Genomic DNA, 20638 nt, shown 5'->3' with positions numbered 1-20638 from the left:
GTGTCCGGCGAAGGGCGCGCGCCAAGCGGGGCATGTCGGTGTCCCAGGGATGTCCCGGTGTCAGTCGTCGATGCCTGAACCGGAAGGATGGGTGATGTTGTCGTCGCCGATGGGGCCCCCGCCCCACCGTTCGTAGCATTTGGTGGGATTCTTGTGCTGGCTGCAGGGGTGTGCCACGGATTCGGCGCCGGCCACCTGCCCTGGCATCGTCACTGGGACGACAAGGGTCGCGGCCCCCATCGCGACGGCCACGAGAGCGTTCCTGATCGTGATCATGGCTGAGACTCCACGGTGAATCCCTGGGCGATCCCAGGGTGCTGAAGGAGCGCCGCGCCGGCATCCCCGTCGGCGCCGATGCGGCAGAGCAACGCAATTCCACGCTAATGAGCGACAAACGGGATGGTCACCTCGGGAAATCCAAAGCCTGGAGCAGGTCGGATTACCCTTCCACTATCGAGAGTGACAGTATGGCCACTTATCGTGACAATGGGTCCCGAAACCCCTCTACCGGCCGAGGGAAGACGTCCGCCCCCGGATTGCAATGTTCCGGCAGGGCATCACCAGGCGCGTGCTCGCAGGAAGACCGTCGGTTCAGGATCCGCACGCAGGTCGGGTGGCGGTCGCCGTGCGTCTCGCGAGGGACGGGCTCGTCTTGATCTCAAGTGTGGTTGAGGTTGCACGATCGAACCCCACCCACGAGACGAAGGAACGCGCGTGATCGAGATCTACACCGATGTGCTGTGCCCGTGGTGCTACATCGGCAAGCGGCGCATCACCACGGCGCTCGCGGACGTCGCCGGACGCGAGCGCATGGAGGTCGTCTGGCGGAGCTTCGAGCTGGACCCAGGCGCGAGCGTGACGCCCGGCGAGACCGCTGCCGAGGCGATGGTCATGTGGTGGGGTGACCAGGCGTCCGCGAGGGTCGCGAAGATCCAGGCCCTCGGAGCCGCGGAGGGCCTGGATCTCGACCTGCACGCCGCGCGCCCCGTCCGCACCTTCGACGCCCACCGGCTGGCCCACCTGGCCGCCGACCACGGCCTGGCCGACGAGATGATGGAACGCCTGTTCCGCGCCTATCACACCGAAGGGCTCAACGTGGCCGACCCACTGGTGCTGGAACGCCTGGGCGCCGAGGCGGGGCTGGAGGCCGTCAGGGTGCGCGACGTGCTGTCAGGTGACGCCTACGCCGCCGGCGTCAGGGCCGACGAGCGCCGCGCCGCCGAGCTGGGCGTGCGTGGCGTCCCGTCGGTCGTGATCGACGACGGCCCGCCGTTCTCCGGCGTGCAGCCGCCCGCCGCCCTGCGCACTCTGTTCGAGCAGGCCGCCCGCTCACGGGTGTGACGCGGCGAGCCTGACCAGCCGCAGCAGCGACCACCGCATGAAGGCCCTGGCCAAGGGGCGGACCAGTGAGCCGAGCGGCAGCGACAGCTCCTCGGCCCAGAAGAGGCGTCCGCCGGCGATCCTGAACATGCCGGTGCCGCGCACCAGCAGACCCGTGTGCCTGACCGCTACCGCCGTGGGCGGCTCCCACCTGGTGATGACCATCGTGTCGACGAAGCCGAGCCGCCCGAACCCCGTGAAGGCGGCCAGCTCACTGCCCACGCCGTGCCCGTCGCCCGCGACGACGCGGGCCGTGGTCAGGAACATCCACTCGGGATGCCTCGGCCAGTCGGTCAGGACCTGGAACAGCCGCTCGGCGGGCAGCTGTGTCGGGACGGCGACGGCCAGGCGAGTCGGCATGATCCCTACTGTACGGAGGGCCGTACGCCCGCGCCGCGCAGCAGCCGTCCGGCCAGCTCGGCCAGCGCGGCGGGCAGCTCGGGTGGTTCGTGCACCTCGAACTCCACGCCGAGCATGCCGATCAGGTAGGCGATGCCCTGCAGCGAGTCGGCGCCGAGGTCGAGCAGGCACGAGTTCTCGTCGATGGGGGTGAGCGTGCCCTTGGTGGGGCTGACGCTCAGCCGTACCTGCTCGATGGGGGCGTGCACCGTGACGCGGGCACGGTAGCGGTAGACCGAGCTGCTGACCCTGCGGGAGATGTAGTCGGCCAGGTCGTCGGCGGGCGGCCGGCGCGCGGGGAAGCGGGCGCCGAGCGTCGGCCCGGCGACGCGGTCGACGCGGTAGGTGCGCCAGTCGGCCCTGTCGACGTCCCACGCCAGCAGGTACCAGCGGCGACCGAGGTGGGCCAGGCGCAGCGGCTCGACGTGCCGGCGATCCGCCCGGCCCTGGTGGCTGAGGTAGTCGAAGCGCAGGCGCTGCCGGTCGCGGCAGGCGGCGGCGATGGTGGTCAGCGTGGCGTGCTCGACCTGCGGGAGGCCGCCTTCCATCGTGACCGTGGCGTCCTGCAGCGCGCTGACGCGATGGCGCAGCCGGGACGGCAGCACCTGCTCCAGCTTGGCCAGCGCCCGCACTGAGCTCTCCTCGATGCCGGCGACCGTCCCTCCGGCCGCGGTGCGCAGGCCGACCGCGACCGCCACCGCCTCCTCGTCGTCGAGCAGCAGCGGCGGCAGTGCCGCTCCCGCCCCCAGCCGGTAGCCGCCCGCCACTCCCCTGGCCGCGTGGACCGGGTAGCCGAGTTCGCGCAGCCGCTCGATGTCGCGCCTGAGCGTGCGCACGTCGACGTCGAGGCGTTCGGCCAGCTCGGCGCCGGTCCAGTCGCGGCGGGACTGGAAGAGGGACAACAGACGCAGCAGCCGGGTCGGAGTCACGACCTTCATATTAAGGGCGGGATCTGTCCTTTATTCGTTCTACCGTCGAAGCATGGAAATCAAGGAGTTCCGCATCGATGTCCCGCAGGCCGACCTCGACGACCTTCGCGAGCGCCTGGGCCGCACCCGATGGCCCTCCGAGATCCCGGGCCAGGGTTGGAGCCGCGGCGTCCCCACCGGCTACCTGCGCGAACTGGCGGCCTACTGGATGGAGCGCTACGACTGGCGCGCGCACGAGGCGCGGCTGAACTCGCTGCCGCAGTTCACCACCGAGATCGACGGCGCGAACGTCCACTTCGTCCATGTCCGCTCGCCGCGCGAGGACGCCACGCCGCTGATCCTCACGCACGGCTGGCCGGGATCGATCGTGGAGTTCCTCGACGTCATCGAGCCGCTGTCCCAGGACTTCCACCTGGTGATCCCCTCCATCCCCGGCTACGGCTTCTCGGGGCCGACCGGAGCGGCGGGCTGGGACCTCAAGCGGGTGGCGCGGGCGTGGGCGGAGCTGATGAGCCGGCTCGGCTACGAGCGCTACGGCGCGCAGGGCGGTGACTGGGGTTCCGGCATCTCACGCGAGCTGGGCATCGCCGAGCCCGAGCGGGTGATCGGCGTGCACCTCAACTTCCTGCTCACCTTCCCCTTCGGCGACCTGTCCCAGCTGAGCGAGGAGGACCAGGCGCGCCTGGCCGAGTACGAGGCCTTCGACGACAGGTCGGGATACCTGCGGATCCAGGCCACCAGACCGCAGACCCTCGCGTATGGCCTGCACGACTCGCCGGTGGGCCAGCTGGCGTGGATCGTGGAGAAGTTCAAGGAGTGGACCGACTCCAAGGACGTGCCCGAGGAGGCGGTGGACCGCGACCTCTTGCTCACCAACGTGATGATCTACTGGCTGACCGGTACCGCGGGCTCCTCCGCGCAGCTCTACTACGAGTTCGGCAAGTCGTGGAGCATGCCGGAGCGCCTGGAGGTGCCGACCGGCATCGCCGTCTTCCCCAGGGAGAACGCCAAGCCGGTGCGGGCGCTGGCCGAGATGACCAACGCCATCGTGCACTGGAGCGAGTTCGACAGGGGCGGCCACTTCGCCGCGATGGAGGAGCCGGATCTGCTCGTCGCCGACATCAAGGCGTTCTTCAGTCGAATCTGACGGTCGGCCGCTTGCCAGGCTCGGCGAAGGCGAGGAGGTCGACGGCCTCGGCCTCGATCTCCTCGCGCTGGGCCGTCGTCAGCGCGCCGAACGGCGAGACGGTCACCGTGGCCCTGTCGCGCTTCCAGATGCCGTGGACGTAGCCGTCGACCAGGACGGTGCCGTGGACCTGGCCGTTGATCGTGATGACGCGCTTGCGGTGTTCGTCGGCGATGACCCTGGTCCGGTCGGCGTGGCCGAGCACCAGGTTGTCGAAGGGCGCGACCAGGCGCACGGGGGCGGGCGTGTCCTCGTCGGGGCGTGGGGCGTCCCGCAGGTCGAGCAGCCCGCCGCCCAGGTCGACCAGGTCGAGCTTGGCGGCGGCAGCGCGCAGCCCGGTCAGGCCCGACCAGGCCTGCATGTCGGCGACCGTCGCCGGGCCGAAGGCGGCGAGGTAACGCCGCAGCAGGTGCTCGACGGCGGGCTCCGGATCGAGGTCGCGGCCCAGCCACGCCTCCACGGGGGTGAGGACGGCGTCGCCCGCCTTGCCCCACACCCCCCGCGGCGGCAGCTGGACCATGGGCAGCAGCCATCGCAGGATCACCGGCAGGTCGGCGGGAGGGGCGTCGGGGAACCGCTCGGCCAGCAGCGGGGTCATGGCCTTCACCGACAGGGGCCGCTCGGTCAGCAGCGCCCTGCCGGCGGCCACCACGGCCGCGTGATCGATGCCGTCGACCCTCCTGGCCGTCAGCGCCCGGGTGAGCATGGGCTGGATGAGCGGCCTGATCGCCAGGCAGTCTCGGGCGCTGACGAGGTGAACGGTGCCGCGCATCAGCGTGATGCGGACGACCTGGCGCCCGACCAGCAGCTCGGCCAGCTCCTTCGGCTGGAAGCTCGTCATGCGCGACCACAGCCCGAAGTAGGGCGGGAAGGGCGCCTGGGCCTGCAGGCCGACGAGGTGCTCGATGACCTCTGTCGGGCTCATCGCGTGCCGGCGCAGCAGTAGCTGTCTGGCGAGGGTGGCGCGGTTGAGCGCCCGCTGGCTGATCACGGCCACCACCTTAGAGCGCGCCACCGACAGGCGGCGGAACCCGTGTCGTGGACAGAAGGGGTGCGGCAGCTCGGCCCGCCCCGCTGCCCTGCCTGGTCTTCGTCGCCGACGGCCTGGTCGTGGAGAGCGCCGAGTCCCGCCTCTAGGACAGGAAGCGCAGCACGGCCAGGACGCGGCGGCTGTAGCCGGTGGTGTGCGACAGTCCGAGCTTGTCGAAGACGGCGTTGACGTGTTTCTCGACCGCGCTCTGCGACACGAACAGGGCCTCGGCGATGGAGGCGTTCGTGTAGCCCTGCGCCATGTGCTCGAGCACCTCGCGCTCGCGCGGGGTGAGCCTGGCCAGCGGGTCGGCCTGCGCCGTGCGAGCCAGCAGCTGCCGTACGACCTCGGGGTCGAAGGCGGCGCCGCCCGCGCCGACGCGCTCCAGCGCGTCGAGGAAGTCGGCCACCTGGGCCACCCTGTCCTTCAGAAGGTAGCCGACGCCTGCCACGTCGCCGGTCATCAGCTCGGTGGCGTACTTCTTCTCGACGTACTGCGACAGCACCAGCACCCTGACCGACGGCCAGCGGCGCCTGATCTCCAGCGCCGCGCGCAGTCCCTCGTCGGTGTGGGTGGGCGGCATACGGACGTCCACCACCACGATGTCGGGCTGGTCGGCGGCGACCGCCTCGACCAGCGCGTCGCCGTCGCCGACCGCGGCCACGACGTCATGCCCCTCCTCGGCCAGCAGCCTGGCCAGGCCCTCCCGCAGCAGTGTCGAGTCCTCCGCGAGCGTCACCCGCATGGCAGCTCCGCCCTCACCACGGTCGGCCCGCCGGGCGGGCTGGACACCGAGAAGGAGCCGTCGAGCGCGGCCACTCTGCGCGCCAGGCCGGACAGCCCGCCGCCCGAGGGGTCGGCGCCGCCCCTGCCGTCGTCTTCGATGTGCACGCTGACGATCCTCGCATCGGCCGAGACGTCGACGGTGATCAGGCCCGCCTCGGCGTGCTTGGCCGCGTTGGTGACCGCCTCGCACACCACGAAGTAGGCGGCCGTCTCGACCTCGCGCGGCGGCCGCCGCGGCAGCTCGCACGCCACCTTCACCGGCACGGCCGAGCGTTCGGCGACGGCGGCAAGCGCCTCGGCGAGCCCGAGGGAGTCGAGGCCGCTCGGGTAGGCCCGCCATGCCACCTCGCGCAGTTCCGCGAGCGCCAGCTGGGCCTCCTCGTGCGCCTGCTCCAGCAGCTCGGCCCGGCCCCGTTTGGCCCTGCCGATCACCATGGCGAGCGCGACGAGGCGCTGCTGCAGCCCGTCGTGCAGGTCGCGTTCGATGCGGCGGCGTTCGGCGTCGACGGCGGCCAGGACACCGGCGCGGGTCTCGGCCAGCTCTGCGATCCTGCGTTCGAGCGCCTCGGTGGAGTGGGGACCGAGCGTGCGGAGGGCCAGCCGCCGTTCGAGCGCGTGCACGCCGACGATGCCCGACAGGTCGAGGAAGAGCAGCACGACGCCCACCCCCAGGAAGTAGGCCAGCAGCCCGGGGGTCATGAGCATGCCGTCGACGGCCTCGCCATGACCCCAGGTCCACAGCGCGCGCACCCCGATGACCAGGCCGATGACCAGCAGGGCGACGACGATGCCGCCGAGGATGCCGACGGGCGCCCGCAGGGCCAGGTAGCGCAGGGCCTGGCCGCGGGAGAAGCCGCCCACCCGCACGTCGAGCCTGCGCGCCTCCATGGCCACGACGCGGGTGGCGGCGGCGGCCATGCGCGGGTGGGTCAGCACGGGGAGCGCGATCAGCTCGGCCAGGGCGGTCAGCGCTCCGAGGGTGACCCTAGCGACGATCCGCATGGCGGCCCTTGCGGCGTTCGGTCAGCCGTACACCGACGAAGACGAGGACGGCCAGCACCACCGCGGCGATGACGAGGTTGGTGCCGATGCCGACGTAGCCCTCCACGAGGGACCAGTTGTCGCCGAGGAAGTAGCCCGCCATCACGAAGATCGTGTTCCAGATCGCACTGCCGAGGGTGGTGAACAGCAGGAAGACGCCGAGCGGCATGCGTTCCACTCCGGCAGGGATGGAGATCATGCTGCGGAAGATCGGGATCATCCGCCCGAAGAACACGGTCTTGACCCCGTGCTTGGCGAACCATTCCTCGGTCTTCTCGATGTCGGACACCTTCACCAGCGGCAGCCTGGTGGCGATCGCGACCACCCTGTCCCGGCCCAGCAGCGCCCCGATCAGGTACAGGGCGAGCGCGCCGACGACCGAGCCCGCCGTCGTCCACGCCAGAGCCTCGATCAGTCCCATTCCGCCCCGGCCCGCGGTGAATCCGGCCAGGGGAAGGATCACCTCGCTCGGCAGCGGCGGAAACAGGTTCTCCAGCGCGATGGCGAGTCCCGCGCCGGGCGCCCCCATGGTCTCCATCAGGCCCGTCGCCCAGCCGGCGATCCCGTCGTTAGAAGTCATGCCCCAGAGCCTATGAGTGATCGAATATGCCCAGAATGAGGTCATCTTCCGAATCGAGCCTGGGGTAAACCACACCTACACCGTACGGTACGCTGTACGGCTATGCGGGAACTCCTTCGGCACGCGGCAGTCTTCGAACCGGGCGACCCGCCCAGGGCAGGCACCATGGCCTTCCTCGACCCATCGGGCGACGAGACCGTGACGATCGCGGAGCCCGGAGGAACGCGGGAGACATTCGTCACCCGCGTTCCCGTCACCGACGCTGTCGCGCTGCTCAGCAGGGCTCGCACCGACCAGAGCGCCGACCCCGCCAGCAGGTTCTGGGGCGCGGTGGCGCTCCTGGCGCTCCAGATCGTCGCCAAGGGGCGCATCAGGCCGGGCGTGAGCGAAGGCGAGTACGCCGCCTGGCGCGCGGGCCCGCTCGACGCCGCCGACCTGGCCAAGGTCAGGGAGCTGGCCGACGCGATGCCCGCCACGGCGCGAGCCGTACCCGTGCCATCGGCCCCCGGCCTGCTCCCCGACGCGGAAGGCCTGGTCCGCGCCTTCCTCGACGCCGTCGCCGACGGCATGCCACGCTCGCCCGGCGCCGTGCGCGCCGTGGGCGTGCCCGCCTACTCCGCCGCCAAGCCGGTCAAGACGCCGCAGCTGAGGGAGTGGGCGGCCGACCCCGGCGTCCGGCTGTCGCTGCGGATCGAGACCAGCGGCGCCGAGCACGCGAGCTTCCGCGCGGTGGTGCAGCTGCACAGCTTGGCCGACCCCTCGCTCGTCGTGGACGCCGCCGACCTGTGGGCGGGCCGCGACCAGGGGCTCGGCCCGAGGGCGCAGGTCGACGCGGTCGTCGAGCTGCGCAGGGCAGCCCGGCGGTGGCCGCCGCTGGAGCGGCTCCTCGACGCCGCCGTGCCCGACGAACTCGACCTGTCCGACCACGAGGTGTCCGACCTGCTGGCCGGGGCGGCCAAGGGCATCGACGTGCACTGGCCGCGCGAGCTCGTGCGCGGGGTCAACGCCAGGGCCGTCCTCGGCGGCGAGTCCAGCGGGCTGTTCCGCTTCGACTGGCATCTGACGCTCGGCGACGACGAGCTGACCGCCGCCGAGATGGACCGGCTGGCCGAGGCCCACCGCCCCGTCGTACGGCTGCGCGACCAGTGGGTGCTCATCGACCCCGAACTGGCCCGCAAGGCCAGGAACCGCGAGATGAAGCCGCTGACCGGCATCGAGGCACTCGGCGCCGCCCTCACCGGCACGGCGCTGGTCGAGGAGGAGGAGATCGAGGTCTCCCCCGGCCCCGTCCTGGACGAGCTGCGCGGCAGGCTGGTGGCGGAGCCGGTCGAGCCGCCGAGCGGGCTCGCCGCGACACTGCGCGACTACCAGCTGGCGGGCCTGCGGTGGCTGGCCCAGATGACCTCGCTGGGGCTCGGCGGCTGCCTGGCCGACGACATGGGCCTGGGTAAGACGATCACGCTCATCGCGCTCCACCTGCACAGGAACAGCGGCCCGACGCTGGTCGTCTGCCCCGCCTCACTGCTGGGCAACTGGGAGAGGGAGATCGCCAGGTTCGCCCCTGGAGTCCCGGTGCGCCGCTACCACGGCTCCCAGCGCACGCTGGCCGACACCGGTTTCGTGCTCACCACGTACGGCACCATGCGCCTCGACGCGGCCGTGCTCGCCGAGCACCCGTGGGACCTGGTGGTGGCCGACGAGGCCCAGCACGTCAAGAACCACCGCTCGGGCACCGCCAAGGCGCTGCGCGAGATCCCCTCGGCCGCGCGCGTCGCGCTGACCGGCACGCCGGTGGAGAACACGCTGTCGGAGCTGTGGGCCATCCTCGACTGGACCACCCCCGGGCTCCTCGGATCGCTCACCCGCTTCCGCACCCGCTGGGAGCCGCAGCCCGAACGGCTCGGCCGCCTGATCGCCCCCTTCCTGCTGCGCCGCCGCAAGTCCGACCCCGGCATCGCGCCCGAACTGCCGCCCAAGACCGAGACCGACAGGCCCGTCTCGCTCACCAGGGAGCAGACCGCGCTCTACGAGGCGACCGTGCGCGAGCTGATGTCGTCCATCTCGGCGGCCGACGGCATGGCCAGGCGCGGCCTGATCGTCAAACTCCTGACGGGGCTCAAGCAGATCTGCAACCACCCCGCCCAGTTCCTGCACGAGAAGGACCCCGTGCTGGAAGGCCGCTCCGGCAAGCTCGAACTCCTCGAAGAGCTGCTGGAGACCATCCTCGCCGAGGACGGCGCGGTCCTGATCTTCACCCAGTACGTCACGATGGCCCGCCTGCTGGAGCGCTTCCTCGCGGGCAGGGGCATCGCCACCCAGTTCCTCCACGGCGGCACCCCCGTGGCCAGGCGGGAGGAGATGGTGAAACGGTTCCAGGACGGCGCGGCGCCCGTCTTCCTGCTCTCGCTCAAGGCCGCAGGCACTGGGCTCAACCTCACCCGGGCCGACCATGTCATCCACTTCGACCGCTGGTGGAACCCGGCCGTCGAGGACCAGGCCACCGACCGCGCCTACCGCATCGGCCAGACCCGTCCCGTGCAGGTGCACAGGCTCATCGCCGAGGGCACCGTCGAGGACCGCATCGCGACGATGCTCGAGACCAAGCGTTCGCTGGCCGAAGCCGTCCTTTCCAACGACTTCACCGAACTCACCGACGCGGACCTGCTCAACCTCGTGGAGCTGCGATGACCGCCGCCAAGGGTTTTCCCGCCTTCGCCCCGCAGGGCGCCGGCGCCCGCTTCGCCACCTCGTGGTGGGGCAGGGCCTGGCTCAAGGCGCTGGAGGACACCTCCCTCGACCACACCCTGCTCGCCAAGGGGCGCGCGTACGCCAAGACCGGGCAGCTCGGCCCCATCACGGTCAGCGCGGGCCGCATCGCCGTGGTGGCCGAGGGCGAATACACCGCCGCCGTGCACGTCGCCCCCGTGACGCCCGCCTTCGTGGAGCAGATCGCGGCCAAGGCGGGCCATCTGGCCGCGCTGCTGGACGGCGACCTGCCGTACGACCTGGTGGAGCTCCTTCCTGGAGTCGGCGATCTCGAGCCCGAGTGCGACTGCCCCGACTGGGGTCACCCGTGCAAGCACGCCGCCGCCCTGTGCTACCAGGCCTCGTGGCTGCTCGACCGCGACCCGTTCCTGCTGATGCTCATGCGCGGGCTCGATAAGGACGACCTGATCGCCTCGCTCCAGCGGGCCACCGCGCCCACCGGTACGCCGGTCGCCGAGGCCTACGCGCACGGCACTCCGCCGCTGCCGTCCTTCACGATCAGGTCCTCCGACCCCTTCGGTGCCGAGCACGCCGTCGCCGAGCCGCTCGAGGTGGAGCCGGCGCCGGGCATCGACCCCGCCGCTCTGCGGGTGCTGGCCGCCGACGCCGCCCTGCGCGCCCGCGAACTGCTCGTATCAGGCGCCGCGGCCGTCCTCACCGAGTTCCAGGACAGGGTACGGCTGGCCGCCACCCACGACCTCGACATCGGCCTGCCCGCCGCCGTCCAGTCATGGCGGTACGGCGGCGCCGACGCCCTCGACACGCTCACCACCGCGTGGACCCCTCCCAAACAGGCCGTCGCCCGCGCCGGATGGCAGCTGCCCGGGTTCGAGGTCAGCCGTAACCGCTGGAGCCTCGGCGGCGTCCAGGTCCGCTACGGCAGGGACGGGCGCTGGTATCCGTTCGTCGACGCGGACGGCGACTGGTTCCCCGCGGGACCGCCGGAACCCGACCCCGCCACCGCCCTCGCCACCGTGCAGGGAACCGACTGATCCCCCACCCGATGAGCGGCGCCGACACGCGCTGTCCGATGCCTGGCGCTCCGCTGACGCTCAGCCCTCGTCTGTGACGCTCAGGCCGAGGTTGGTGGCGACGGTGACGGCCTGGAAGGGGTCGATGATCGCCCCGGCCACCTCGCTGCCCAAGGGGTCGAGCGAGGACAGGTCGCTGCCACGCAGGTCACAGCGAGTGAAGTCGGCCTTGCTCAGCCAGGCGCCCGACAGGTCGACCCCTCGCACCTTCGCGCCGGCGAAGCGGGCGCCGGTCAGGTCTGCCTCACGCATCCGCACGTCGGTGAAGGAGGCGTTGCGCAGGTCGGCTCCCGGCATCCCGACGAACGACCAGTCACCGCCCACGACCTTCATCAGGTCGTGGGTCGAACCGTCGAACATGCTGCCCACGAACTTGCACCTGGTGAAGGTCGTGTCGAAGAACGACGTCCTGGTGAAGGTGCAGTTGATGAAGCCGGTCTCCTCGTGGGTGGAGGCGTTGAAGCGGCAGTTGCGAAAGGTGCACTCGACGAACTCCGCTCCCCTGCTGACCGCCTCCGTCAGATCGACGTCGACGAACGCCACCCGCCGATGCTGCTCGCCCGACAGGTCCCTGCTGTCCCAGTCGGCCGCGTGGACGGTGGAGTCGGTCGGCGGCGCGGGGACGCCGTGCTTGCGCTCAGCCATCATGGGAGGAGAGCCTAGACGGGGCCGCTGACATTTCCTTGGGCAACCACCTGACGACAGCGCCCCTGTGGGTGCCCGTCGACCTTCGCGACGGCAACCAGGCACTGGCCGAGCCCATGGACACCGCGCGCAAGCGGCGGCTGTTCGACCTGCTGGTCAGGATGGGGTTCAAGGAGATCGAGATCGGCTATCCCTCGGCCAGCCAGACCGACTTCGACTTCGTCAGGCACCTGGCCTGCAGTGACGCCGTCCCTGACGACGTGACGCCAGTGGTCTTCACCGCGGCCCGCCACGACCTCATCGAGCGGACGTTCGCCTCGATCGAAGGGCTGCCGCGCGCCGTGGTCCACCTGTACACGGCGACCGCGCCCGTCTGGCGCGAGGTGGTGCTGGGCCGTACCCGCGCCGAGGTCCGCGCGCTGATCACGGACGCGGCCGAGCACATGGCCAGGCTCGCGCGGGCCGGCACCCGGTTCCAGTTCTCACCCGAGGTGTTCAACCTCACCGAGCCTGACCTGGTCCTGGAGGTCTGCGACGGGCTGACCGAGCTGTGGGACGCCTCGCCCGACCGTCCCGTGACCCACAACCTGCCCGCGACCGTCGAGATCGCCACGCCCAACGTCTACGCCGACCAGATCGAGTACATGCACCGGAACCTGGCCAGGCGCGACTCCGTCATCCTCTCGGTCCACCCGCACAACGACAGGGGCACCGGCGTGGCCTGCGCGGAGCTGGCCGTGCTCGCGGGGGCGCAGCGGGTGGAGGGCTGCCTGTTCGGCAACGGCGAGCGCACGGGCAACGTCGACCTGATCACGCTGGCGATGAACCTGTACGCCCAGGGCGTCGACCCGATGCTCGACCTGTCCGACATCGACGCCATCCGCGAGACCGTGGAGTGGTGCAACAGGCTGCCCGTCCACCCGCGTCACCCCTACGGGGGCGAGCTCGTCTACACCGCCTTCTCCGGCACCCACCAGGACGCCATCAGCAAGGGCCTGGCCCACCAGCGGCCCGAGGCGCCGTGGCAGGTGCCGTACCTGCCGATCGACCCCGCCGACGTCGGCCGTTCCTACGAGGCGGTGATCAGGGTCAACAGCCAGTCGGGCAAGGGCGGCATCGCGCACCTGCTGCACGAGCACTACGGCCTCGACCTGCCGGTACGGCTGCGCGCCGACTTCGCCTCCGTCGTGCAGGCGGCCACCGACGGCAGCGGCCACGAGGCCACCCCGAAGGACCTGTGGGAGCTGTTCGCCGGCACCTACCTCGCCGGCCCCACGATGTCGTGGAGCACCTCGGAGACCGCCCCCGGCGAGCACCGCTTCACCTGCGAGCTGGGCGTCGGCGTGGGCAACGGCCCGCTGTCCGCGCTCACCGACGCGCTGCGCGGCGCCGGCATCGACGTGGACATCCTGCACTTCGCCGAGCACGCGACGGCGAAGGGCACCGACAGCACGGCGATGGCCTACGCCGAGTGCAGGGTCGGCGAGGTCACCTGCTGGGGCGCGGGCGAGGGCACCTCCGTCCTGACCGCCTCCGTCCGCGCCGTCCTGTCGGCTGTCCACCGGGCGACCTCGCTCCTCCCGGCCAGGACCTGAACGGGCGATCAAAGTCCCTGGAGACATCTCCATCCTCCACCAGGACAGTCTGTGACTTCCTCCATTCCGCCGAGGCCGGCGCCGCTGTTCTCCTGTAGCGGCAGCCCTCTCGGAGGAACTCTTGTCCCCATGCCAAGCACAGACCATCGACCCCGGCGACGTCCCGCAGGAGCGGATCTTCGAGCTGCTCATCGCCGCCGTGGTGCCCAGGCCGATCGCGTGGACCTCGACGGTCGGCCTGGACGGTGTCCGCAATCTCGCGCCGTTCAGCTTCTACACCGTGGTGTCCAGCAGGCCGCCCATGCTGTGCCTCAGCATCGAGGCGGCCGGTGACGGCACGGCCAAGGACACCCTGCGCAACATCGAGACGACCGGCGAGTTCGTCGTCAACACCGTGAGCGCCGACGCGGCCGACCTGATGTACGGCACCAGCCTCGAACACGCCGCCGACGTGGACGAGTTCGAGGCCTGCGGGGTCACACCGGCGCCTTCCGCGCGGGTCCGCCCGCCGAGTGTGGGCGAATCGAAGATCAGCATGGAGTGCGTCCTTCACACGACGCTGCGGCCGGGCAGCGACACCCTGGTCATCGGCGAGGTCGTGGCCTTCCACCTCGCGCCCGGCGTCCTGTCCTGCGACGGTCGCGTCGACATCGACGGCCTGCACCCGCTCGGCCGCGTCGACTCGCGCTTCATCCAGGTCGGGAACCCGTTCCGGCTCCCGACCGGCCGCCGCCCGCAGGACGCCGCGAAGGGTGGGACATCATGTGGGTGACGGCGGCGGTGAGCCTCGCCGGCCTGCTGGTGACGGTCACTCTCGGCGAGGCCACGAAGGGCTGCCCCGTGGCCGGGTCCTCGGGTACGGCACAGGCCGAACCTCGCACGGGGCGGGCGAGCGCGCAGGAAGGGATCATTCGGTGACATCGGATCCGATCGACGGCGTCGGTCTCGGCGAGCGGCTGGCGGCAGGCGACCTCGACGCGCTCGACGTGGCAGAGCGGGCCCTGCGGCTGGCGCGCAGGCCCAGGGCGGAGGGCACGTTCATCACCCTGACCGTCGACCGGGCGGTCAGGGAGGCCGCGGCCGCCGGCGCCCGGCACGCGGCCGGCCGTACCAACAGCCCCCTGGACGGCGTGCCGGTCGCGGTGAAGGACCTGTTCGATCTCGCCGGTACGGTCACCACCGCCGGCTCCCGCACCCGGGCCTCCCTGCCGCCGGCGGAGCACGACGCGTCCGTCGTGGGACGGCTCGCCGACGCGGGGATGGTGTGCGTCGGCAAGACCAACCTCAGCGAGTTCGCCTTCGGAGGACTCGGCGTCAACCCGCACTTCGGCACCCCGATCAACCCGACCGCCGGTGACGAGCCGCTGGTCCCCGGCGGGTCCTCGTCCGGGTCGGCCGCGGCGGTCGCCCTCGGCATCGTGCCGGTCGCCATCGGCACCGACACCTCGGGCTCTGTGCGCGTGCCCGCCGCCTTCTGCGGGGTGATCGGCTACAAGGCCAGCGCGGGCCGCTACGGCGATGACGGCATGCTCCCACTCTCCCCGACCCTCGACAGCATCGGCGTCCTCGCCACGTCCATGCGCGACATCATCGCGACGGACGCCGTCCTGGCCGGCGAGCCTGCGTCGACCGGGGACGAGGGCCCGCCCAGCCTGGTGGTCCCGCGTGGCGAACTGCTCGACGACTGCGCGCCGCAGGTCCGGCGGCGCTTCGAGGAGCACATGGCGGCTCTGGCGAGCCAGGGCGTGCGGATCGAGGAGCGCCACCTTCCGGCCCTGGCCAAGGCACAGGAGGTCATGGACCGGAACGCGACGATCGTCGAGGCCGAGGCGCACGCACGTTACGGGCACCTGCTCCGGTCTGACGACGGCGCCCGGGTCGACCCCGGGGTCATGCGGCGGCTGGCCGGCTTCGCCGCCCAGCCGCGCGATCCCGCTCCCGTGTACCAGGCGATGGAGCGCCTTCGCGCCGACATCGGCCGTGAACTCGGCGGCGCGATCCTGGCCTGTCCCGCCGTCCGCCACACGGCTCCCCCGCTGGCGCCGCTGCTGGCCGACGAGCGGCTGTACGACCTGGCCAACCGCCGGAGCCTGCGCACCACGATGCTCCTCAGCTACCTGGGCACGCCCGGCGTCACCCTCCCGATCGGAACGCCGCGGACGGGCGCCGTCGGACTCCTCCTGTCGGCCCCCTCAGCCCGTGACTCTCGCCTGCTCGCCTCCGCCGCCCGCATCGAGAACCGGCTGACGCAACGCCAGTAGCGCCGGCCAGGCGTCACGGTACCGACCCGGGTGCGCCTGTCGGCTCGGCGGGTCCGCTGGCGCGTCGGGCGTCCAGGCGGAAATCAGGACACCGAGTGGGCTTACCGTCAACCGAAGCCGAGAACGCCGTCCACGTGACCGGTTTCATGACCGTCCCGGCAGGGGCGGCGGTACGGGAAGAGGGTCAAGCATGCCCAAATATCTCATTCAGGCGACGTACACCGCGGACGGCATCAAGGGCGTCCTGCGAGAAGGAGGCACCGGGCGGCGCCAGGCGGTGGAGCGCATGACCGAGAGCCTCGGTGGCCGCGTGGAGCAGATGTACTACGCGTTCGGCGAGACCGACGTCTACGTCATCGTCGACCTGCCCGACAACGTCTCCTCGGCCGCCTTGGGCCTCAGGGTGTCGGCGGCCGGCGGAGCCCGCACGAAGACGGTCGTCCTCCTGACGCCGGAGGAGATCGACGAGGCTACGAGGCAGGAGGTGGAGTACCGGGCCCCCGGCACCTGACAGGGACCGCCCGGGGAGGAAGCGATCAGCTCGCCGGGATACGGCCGCACGGCAGGCTGGCCTTGGGCGCCGTCCTGGTGGCCCTGGCCACGCTGCTGGTTTACGTCATGTTCAGATGAACGTGATGGTCAGGCGGCGGGATGGACGGGCCGTTGGCAGTCAATGGGAGCTCGGCTCAGTCTTTCGGACGGACGAACAGCTCGAGGTGCGAGCACCCCACACAGCGGTAGGCGTCGATGATCCAGCGCGTCTTCCACAGGCGCCTGGCACCGCCGAACAGCCCGCGCTCCAGAGGGCCCTGGATCCAGCGAGCGTACCCCTGAGAATGCTCGCCGCCGTCCTCGATGAAGCCCGGCTCGAGCTCCGTGCCATCGCATTGGGTGCATCGCATGCCCGCATTGTGCCAGTACGGCGATCATCAAGGCTCGGGCGAGTCGCCCCCTTCCGGCCGGCACGCGCGACGGCCTCGGGAGATGGGAATGCTCAGCTCACGACGAATGGGTGGTGTAGTAGCGCCGCGACTTGTCGCGGCTGCCGCAGGTGGTCATGCTGCACCACCGGCGGCGGCGGTTCTTGCTGGTGTCGAGGAACAGCCAGCAGCAGGACGGGCACTCTCCGAGACGGTCCAGCGGCCCTTGGGTGAGCAGTTCGACCGTTGACGCCGCGACCTCCCACAGCAGGGTTCGCGCCGTTCGCGGAGCGCTCCACGACAGCCGGAAGGTGCTGTCATCGCCTTCGAGCCGGCCGTGAGCGACGCCGTCGGCGTGCACGGCGGTGACGGCGTCGAGGTCGGCTCGCGGTGCGCTCTCCCCGCGCGCGAGCGGCTGGAACACCCGGAACACCGCCTCACGTAGATCGCGGGCGGCGGGCAGCGTATCGGCCAGGCCTGCCGGGTCTTCGATCGGATGGCCCGTCGCGCGGGCCCAGTCGGTGGCCCCGGGCGCCGTGGCCAGCCAGTCGCGCCGGGCCACCGGGCGGGCGTTGACGGTGTTGGCGAAGTCGAGGCACAACGCGTTGCCGACCAGCTCGACATGGGTCATGCGCCAAGTATCTCACCAATCAAGCCGTGTTGACAGGTAAGGAGGCCTGAGCCAGGCTATGACCGATCAAACACGTTTGAAAGGTGAGAATCGATGCGCCTTCGCCCCAGGTCACTCGGCAGGCCGTTCAACGCCCTGTGGTTCGGCACCGGCGCCGCCAACCTGGGCGACGGCATGGCGCTGTTCGCGCTGCCGCTGCTCGCCGTCGCCGTCGAGGCCTCGCCCGGCGGGGTGGCGGCGGTGACGGCGGCGCTCACCCTCGCCTGGCCGGTCTTCGGGATGCACGCCGGCTGGATCGTCGACCGGGTCGACCGCCGGATGCTGCTGAGCGGGGTCAACGCGGTTCGCGCGGCCGTACTGACGGGCCTTTCCGTCAGCCACGTCACCGGCACCCTGTCACTGCCGGTACTGCTGGCCGCGGCGGTGCTGCTGGGCGCCGCAGAGACGCTGGTGGACACCGCCCTGACCTCCACCGTCCCGATGGTCGTCCAACCCGTGGGCCGTAACAGCGCGAACGCGCGGATCGAAGCGACCATCAACCTCACCAACCAACTCGCCGGGCCACCGCTGGCAGGACTGCTGGCGAGCGCCACGCTCGCCCTCGCCACCGGCGCGAGCGCGGCCCTCTACGTCGTCGCCGTCGCCGGACTCGCGGCGATGACGCTGCGCCGCGCACCAGAGCAGACAGGCGCCGCCGCGGGGAGCGGCGGCGTGGCCGCCGGCTTCCGGTATCTGTGGCGGCTGCCCGTGGTGCGGACGCTGACCCTGTTCACCGCCGCGATGAACATCGTCTGGGCGGCCGCCACGGCCCTGCTCGTCGTGTACGCGGTCAGCCCGGGCCCGCTCAGGCTCACCACCGCCCAGTACGGCCTGCTGCTCACCGCGATGGCCGTCGGAGGGCTGCTCGCCTCGGCGGTCGTCGAGCCGCTGCGGCGCCGGTTCGGCGTCACCCGGCTGCTGATCGCCGACGCCGCCGGGACCGTTCTGCTGGTGGCGCCCGTCGCGATGGACGGCGGGGTGTGGATCGTGGCCGCCGGCGTGGTGACGGCGGGAGCCGGCTCGAGCGTCTGGCGCATCCTGGTGGCCACGGTCAGGCAGAACCTATCGCCGCCTGACCTGCTGGGCCGCGTCTACGCCGCCTCGCGGGTGCTCAGCTGGGGCGTGATCCCCGTCAGCGCCGCACTGGCCGGTATCGGGGCGGAGCTGTGGGGGGTGCGCGCGGTCTTCGTCCTCGCCACCGTGCTCGCGGCCGTCGTGCTGGTCGCCTTCGTGGTGTACGCGCTGCGCACCGACCTGACAGCCACCGTTGAAGCGAGCCCCGACCCGCTGGCCGTCCCGTGAGCAGGGCCGGGCAGCGTGAAGACAGGCTGTGCCCGCGCCGGTCCCGCGGGGAGCCGGCCGCGATGCAGCGCTCAGGCGGGGGCTCCGTTCAGGGTCTCGACCTGGCCTGTGTCCAGCGAGTAGTACGCGCTGACCACTGCCAGGCTTCCTCTGCTCACCAACGGCGCGAGGTCCCGATTGCCACGCAGGCCGTCCGCGGTCAGTTTCACCTGGGCTCTGCTCATCGTCTCGACGGGGTCGGCGCCGCTGTCCCTGACGGTCTGCTCGTATGCCGGACGTAGGGCCTGCGCGATCGCCTGCAGGTTGCCCGGAAGCGGCTCGCCTTCCCGCAGGGCCTTGTACGCGGCGGAGACGGCGCCGCACCGCTGGTGTCCGAGGACGACGATGAGCGGGGTCCCGCTGGTCATCGGCCCGTACTCGACGGATCCCGTGACCACGGGCCCCACGGCGAGCCCGCCGGTACGCATCACGAACAGATCGCCCAGCCCGGTGTCGAAGACGAGCTCGGGCGGGACCCGGGAGTCGATGCACGACAGCACCACTCCATAGGGCTGCTGCTTGGCCGCCAGCAGCTCGCGGCGTGTGGGATCGCGATCGGGATGCCGGAGCGCGCCGGTCACCCAGCGCCTGTTGCCCTCCATCAGCCGTTCGTAGGCGGCCTTCGGCGAGTCAGGAGCCGGTCCCGTGGGCGGCGCGGGCGTCGTCTTGCCCGCCTTGCTCACGACGTGCACCACCTCGCCAGTCGAGCAGCCGGCGAGGTGTGCCGCCGCGAGAGCCACGCCGCCTGCCAGCAGCGTGCGCCGCCCCGGACCGTCAGCTACAACGCTCATGGCCTGCATCCTTCCCGCGCCCGGCAAGACCCCGGCAACGGGTGCGGATGGAATCGTCACGATTTCTGCGGACAATCGCGACGCAGCCGGTCGATCACCGGGTGGCCAGGACGCGGGGGCGTTCTCTGGCGGCGGCCACGAGCACGGTCGCGGTCGCGGCGACCGCCAGGAGGGCGCCGATCCAGGCGACGGACGGGTAACCGGCGCCTGCGCCGATGGCGAGGCCGCCCAGCCAGGGGCCCACGGTGATGCCGACGTTGAAGGCGGAGAAGTTCGTGCTGGCGGCCAGCGTCGGCGCGTCCTCCGCGAGCGCGAACACGCGCGTGTTCAGCGCCGGATTGATGCCGAAGCCGAACGCGCCGAGAAGGAACGACAGCGCGATCGCCGCCACCGGGCTCTGCGCGGTCAGCGCGAGCGCCACCGCGCTGACGACCAGCCCGGCCAGGCCGACGAGCAGCGTGGCGAACGGGTGCGCGTCGGCGGTCCTGCCGCCGATGGTGATGCCGATGAAGGCGCCCACGCCGTAGAGCGCGAGCACGGCGGGCACCCAGGCGGCAGGCAGTCCGGTGGTGCCGGTCAGCAGCGGCGCGAGGTAGCCGAAGACGACCAGCAGGGCGCCGGTGGACAGCGCGGTCGTGCCGTAGGCGAGCCAGAGCCGCGGGCTGGCCATCGCGCGCAACTCGCGCCGCAGCACCGGCACGTCCTCGCCGCGGGTACCGCCGGCGGGCACGGTGGCGACCACTCCCGCCATCGCCAGCACCGACAGCACGCTCACCGCCCAGAAGGCGGCGCGCCAGCCGAAGTGCTGGCCGACGAGCGTCCCTGCGGGCAGGCCGAAGATGGTCGCCAGCGTGAGCCCGCCCGCGACGACGCCCATGGCCCTGCCGCGCGCGCCCGACGGGACGAGCCCGACGGCGGTGATCGCGGCGACAGCCCAGAACCCCGCGTACACGAACGCGCCCACGACCCTGGTCGCGAACAGCACGTCATAGCCTGGCGCGACCGCGCCCACCACGTGTGTCACCGCGAAGATCGCGAGAAACGCCGGCAACGCCGTACGGCGCGGCCATCGCAACGTGACGACGGCCAGCACGGGGGCGCCCACCAGCATGCCCATGGCGAACGCCGAGATCAGCAGACCCGCGTCGGGGACGGACACGCCCAGGTCGGTGGCGATGTCCTGCAACAGGCCCGCGATCATCAGTTCCGAGGTGCCCTGGGCGAAGATCGCCAGGCCGAGGATGTAGACGGCCAGCGGCATGAGCCGCGCCTCCTTTTTGGATAGAT

22 protein-coding genes are annotated in these 20638 nt (G+C 71.5%); 10 read left to right on the top strand and 12 right to left on the bottom strand.

The genetic code is table 11. The features are described from left to right. Positions 1 to 60: 60 nt before the first annotated feature. Positions 61 to 276 (bottom strand): hypothetical protein, encoded by a 216-nt coding sequence (locus ACFSKW_RS12500; RefSeq protein ID WP_379572357.1) that lies wholly within the window; start codon positions 274 to 276, stop codon positions 61 to 63. Positions 277 to 714: 438 nt separating this feature from the next. On the opposite strand from ACFSKW_RS12500, the gene ACFSKW_RS12495 reads away from it, so the two are divergent. After that, positions 715 to 1341 (top strand): DsbA family oxidoreductase, encoded by a 627-nt coding sequence (locus tag ACFSKW_RS12495; protein WP_379572356.1) that lies wholly within the window; start codon positions 715 to 717, stop codon positions 1339 to 1341. Here the strand turns inward: ACFSKW_RS12495 and ACFSKW_RS12490 are convergent. Together ACFSKW_RS12490 and ACFSKW_RS12485 are read right to left on the bottom strand one after the other, a co-directional pair. Further along, positions 1330 to 1740 carry an SRPBCC family protein gene (locus ACFSKW_RS12490; RefSeq protein ID WP_379572355.1) on the bottom strand — a complete coding sequence of 137 codons (411 nt, stop codon included), beginning with the start codon at positions 1738 to 1740 and terminating at the stop codon, positions 1330 to 1332. The two genes, ACFSKW_RS12495 and ACFSKW_RS12490, sit on opposite strands and share 12 nt — an antisense overlap. Before the next feature lie 5 nt (positions 1741 to 1745). Continuing rightward, positions 1746 to 2708: a helix-turn-helix transcriptional regulator gene (locus tag ACFSKW_RS12485; RefSeq protein ID WP_379572354.1), complete on the bottom strand. Its 963-nt coding sequence runs from the start codon at positions 2706 to 2708 to the stop codon at positions 1746 to 1748. A 52-nt stretch (positions 2709 to 2760) separates the two neighbouring features. Here ACFSKW_RS12485 and ACFSKW_RS12480 point away from each other — a divergent pair, with 52 nt between their 5' ends. Then, entirely contained in the window at positions 2761 to 3855 is a 1095-nt protein-coding gene (locus tag ACFSKW_RS12480; RefSeq protein WP_379572353.1) for an epoxide hydrolase family protein, read from the top strand. Here ACFSKW_RS12480 and ACFSKW_RS12475 read toward each other — a convergent pair. The 4 genes from ACFSKW_RS12475 to ACFSKW_RS12460 all read right to left on the bottom strand — a co-directional run bounded on the left by ACFSKW_RS12475 (position 3842) and on the right by ACFSKW_RS12460 (position 7331). Then, the gene (locus tag ACFSKW_RS12475) at positions 3842 to 4885 is read right to left on the bottom strand and encodes a winged helix DNA-binding domain-containing protein (RefSeq protein WP_379572352.1); all 1044 of its coding nucleotides are present in this window, start codon (positions 4883 to 4885) and stop codon (positions 3842 to 3844) included. The two genes, ACFSKW_RS12480 and ACFSKW_RS12475, sit on opposite strands and share 14 nt — an antisense overlap. Before the next feature lie 142 nt (positions 4886 to 5027). After that, positions 5028 to 5669: a response regulator gene (locus tag ACFSKW_RS12470; RefSeq protein ID WP_379572351.1), complete on the bottom strand. Its 642-nt coding sequence runs from the start codon at positions 5667 to 5669 to the stop codon at positions 5028 to 5030. Next, positions 5660 to 6712 (bottom strand): sensor histidine kinase, encoded by a 1053-nt coding sequence (locus ACFSKW_RS12465; RefSeq protein WP_379572350.1) that lies wholly within the window; start codon positions 6710 to 6712, stop codon positions 5660 to 5662. Before ACFSKW_RS12465 ends, ACFSKW_RS12470 begins: the two co-directional genes overlap by 10 nt. Next, a complete protein-coding gene (locus ACFSKW_RS12460; RefSeq protein ID WP_379572349.1) occupies positions 6696 to 7331 on the bottom strand; it encodes a DedA family protein in 636 nt (211 codons plus the stop codon). Before ACFSKW_RS12460 ends, ACFSKW_RS12465 begins: the two co-directional genes overlap by 17 nt. 102 nt (positions 7332 to 7433) lie before the next feature. On the opposite strand from ACFSKW_RS12460, the gene ACFSKW_RS12455 reads away from it, so the two are divergent. Then, positions 7434 to 10019 carry a DEAD/DEAH box helicase gene (locus tag ACFSKW_RS12455; protein WP_379572348.1) on the top strand — a complete coding sequence of 862 codons (2586 nt, stop codon included), beginning with the start codon at positions 7434 to 7436 and terminating at the stop codon, positions 10017 to 10019. Then, entirely contained in the window at positions 10016 to 11089 is a 1074-nt protein-coding gene (locus ACFSKW_RS12450; RefSeq protein WP_379572347.1) for an SWIM zinc finger family protein, read from the top strand. Before ACFSKW_RS12455 ends, ACFSKW_RS12450 begins: the two co-directional genes overlap by 4 nt. 60 nt (positions 11090 to 11149) lie before the next feature. Here the strand turns inward: ACFSKW_RS12450 and ACFSKW_RS12445 are convergent, their stop codons facing one another. Next, entirely contained in the window at positions 11150 to 11776 is a 627-nt protein-coding gene (locus tag ACFSKW_RS12445; protein WP_379572346.1) for a pentapeptide repeat-containing protein, read from the bottom strand. 35 nt (positions 11777 to 11811) lie between these two features. Between ACFSKW_RS12445 and ACFSKW_RS12440 the strand changes: the two genes are divergently transcribed. From ACFSKW_RS12440 to ACFSKW_RS12420, 5 genes are all read left to right on the top strand, one after another. Beyond that, complete coding sequence (locus ACFSKW_RS12440; protein WP_379572345.1) at positions 11812 to 13368, top strand: 2-isopropylmalate synthase; 1557 nt, start codon at positions 11812 to 11814, stop codon at positions 13366 to 13368. A gap of 121 nt (positions 13369 to 13489) precedes the next feature. Next, the gene (locus tag ACFSKW_RS12435; protein WP_379572344.1) at positions 13490 to 14140 is read left to right on the top strand and encodes a flavin reductase family protein; all 651 of its coding nucleotides are present in this window, start codon (positions 13490 to 13492) and stop codon (positions 14138 to 14140) included. Then, positions 14131 to 14286 carry a hypothetical protein gene (locus tag ACFSKW_RS12430; RefSeq protein WP_379572343.1) on the top strand — a complete coding sequence of 52 codons (156 nt, stop codon included), beginning with the start codon at positions 14131 to 14133 and terminating at the stop codon, positions 14284 to 14286. Before ACFSKW_RS12435 ends, ACFSKW_RS12430 begins: the two co-directional genes overlap by 10 nt. Beyond that, entirely contained in the window at positions 14283 to 15629 is a 1347-nt protein-coding gene (locus ACFSKW_RS12425; RefSeq protein WP_379572342.1) for an amidase family protein, read from the top strand. The genes ACFSKW_RS12430 and ACFSKW_RS12425 overlap by 4 nt, the downstream gene beginning before the upstream one ends. A gap of 190 nt (positions 15630 to 15819) precedes the next feature. After that, positions 15820 to 16140, top strand: a complete 321-nt coding sequence (locus tag ACFSKW_RS12420; RefSeq protein WP_379572341.1) for a GYD domain-containing protein — start codon at positions 15820 to 15822, stop codon at positions 16138 to 16140. Between the two features lie 175 nt (positions 16141 to 16315). Here ACFSKW_RS12420 and ACFSKW_RS12415 read toward each other — a convergent pair whose 3' ends face one another. Then, entirely contained in the window at positions 16316 to 16531 is a 216-nt protein-coding gene (locus ACFSKW_RS12415; protein ID WP_379572340.1) for a hypothetical protein, read from the bottom strand. Positions 16532 to 16628: 97 nt separating this feature from the next. Beyond that, positions 16629 to 17180, bottom strand: coding sequence for a CGNR zinc finger domain-containing protein (locus tag ACFSKW_RS12410; protein ID WP_379572339.1), 552 nt, complete (start codon positions 17178 to 17180; stop codon positions 16629 to 16631). A 93-nt stretch (positions 17181 to 17273) separates the two neighbouring features. On the opposite strand from ACFSKW_RS12410, the gene ACFSKW_RS12405 reads away from it, so the two are divergent. Next, positions 17274 to 18521, top strand: coding sequence for an MFS transporter (locus ACFSKW_RS12405; RefSeq protein WP_379572338.1), 1248 nt, complete (start codon positions 17274 to 17276; stop codon positions 18519 to 18521). A 71-nt stretch (positions 18522 to 18592) separates the two neighbouring features. On the opposite strand, the gene ACFSKW_RS12400 is transcribed toward ACFSKW_RS12405, so the two are convergent. Further along, entirely contained in the window at positions 18593 to 19351 is a 759-nt protein-coding gene (locus ACFSKW_RS12400) for a carbonic anhydrase (RefSeq protein ID WP_379572337.1), read from the bottom strand. 94 nt (positions 19352 to 19445) lie between these two features. Continuing rightward, on the bottom strand, positions 19446 to 20612 hold the full coding sequence (locus ACFSKW_RS12395) for a Cmx/CmrA family chloramphenicol efflux MFS transporter (RefSeq protein WP_379572336.1): 1167 nt from the start codon (positions 20610 to 20612) through the stop codon (positions 19446 to 19448). Positions 20613 to 20638 lie beyond the last annotated feature (26 nt).

Origin of the sequence: Nonomuraea mangrovi (assembly GCF_042681425.1) — a bacterium.
GTDB classification, from domain to species: domain Bacteria; phylum Actinomycetota; class Actinomycetes; order Streptosporangiales; family Streptosporangiaceae; genus Nonomuraea; species Nonomuraea mangrovi.
This window is presented reverse-complemented; position numbering and strand designations above follow the sequence as displayed.

Coding starts and splice junctions, on each gene's coding strand:
- ACFSKW_RS12500 (WP_379572357.1), bottom strand. CDS start 276: ATGATCACGATCAGGAACGCTCTCGTGGCCGTCGCGATGGGGGCCGCG.
- ACFSKW_RS12490 (WP_379572355.1), bottom strand. CDS start 1,740: ATGCCGACTCGCCTGGCCGTCGCCGTCCCGACACAGCTGCCCGCCGAG.
- ACFSKW_RS12480 (WP_379572353.1), top strand. CDS start 2,761: ATGGAAATCAAGGAGTTCCGCATCGATGTCCCGCAGGCCGACCTCGAC.
- ACFSKW_RS12470 (WP_379572351.1), bottom strand. CDS start 5,669: ATGCGGGTGACGCTCGCGGAGGACTCGACACTGCTGCGGGAGGGCCTG.
- ACFSKW_RS12465 (WP_379572350.1), bottom strand. CDS start 6,712: ATGCGGATCGTCGCTAGGGTCACCCTCGGAGCGCTGACCGCCCTGGCC.
- ACFSKW_RS12460 (WP_379572349.1), bottom strand. CDS start 7,331: ATGACTTCTAACGACGGGATCGCCGGCTGGGCGACGGGCCTGATGGAG.
- ACFSKW_RS12455 (WP_379572348.1), top strand. CDS start 7,434: ATGCGGGAACTCCTTCGGCACGCGGCAGTCTTCGAACCGGGCGACCCG.
- ACFSKW_RS12450 (WP_379572347.1), top strand. CDS start 10,016: ATGACCGCCGCCAAGGGTTTTCCCGCCTTCGCCCCGCAGGGCGCCGGC.
- ACFSKW_RS12445 (WP_379572346.1), bottom strand. CDS start 11,776: ATGATGGCTGAGCGCAAGCACGGCGTCCCCGCGCCGCCGACCGACTCC.
- ACFSKW_RS12430 (WP_379572343.1), top strand. CDS start 14,131: ATGTGGGTGACGGCGGCGGTGAGCCTCGCCGGCCTGCTGGTGACGGTC.
- ACFSKW_RS12420 (WP_379572341.1), top strand. CDS start 15,820: ATGCCCAAATATCTCATTCAGGCGACGTACACCGCGGACGGCATCAAG.
- ACFSKW_RS12415 (WP_379572340.1), bottom strand. CDS start 16,531: ATGCGATGCACCCAATGCGATGGCACGGAGCTCGAGCCGGGCTTCATC.
- ACFSKW_RS12410 (WP_379572339.1), bottom strand. CDS start 17,180: ATGACCCATGTCGAGCTGGTCGGCAACGCGTTGTGCCTCGACTTCGCC.
- ACFSKW_RS12405 (WP_379572338.1), top strand. CDS start 17,274: ATGCGCCTTCGCCCCAGGTCACTCGGCAGGCCGTTCAACGCCCTGTGG.
- ACFSKW_RS12400 (WP_379572337.1), bottom strand. CDS start 19,351: ATGAGCGTTGTAGCTGACGGTCCGGGGCGGCGCACGCTGCTGGCAGGC.
- ACFSKW_RS12395 (WP_379572336.1), bottom strand. CDS start 20,612: ATGCCGCTGGCCGTCTACATCCTCGGCCTGGCGATCTTCGCCCAGGGC.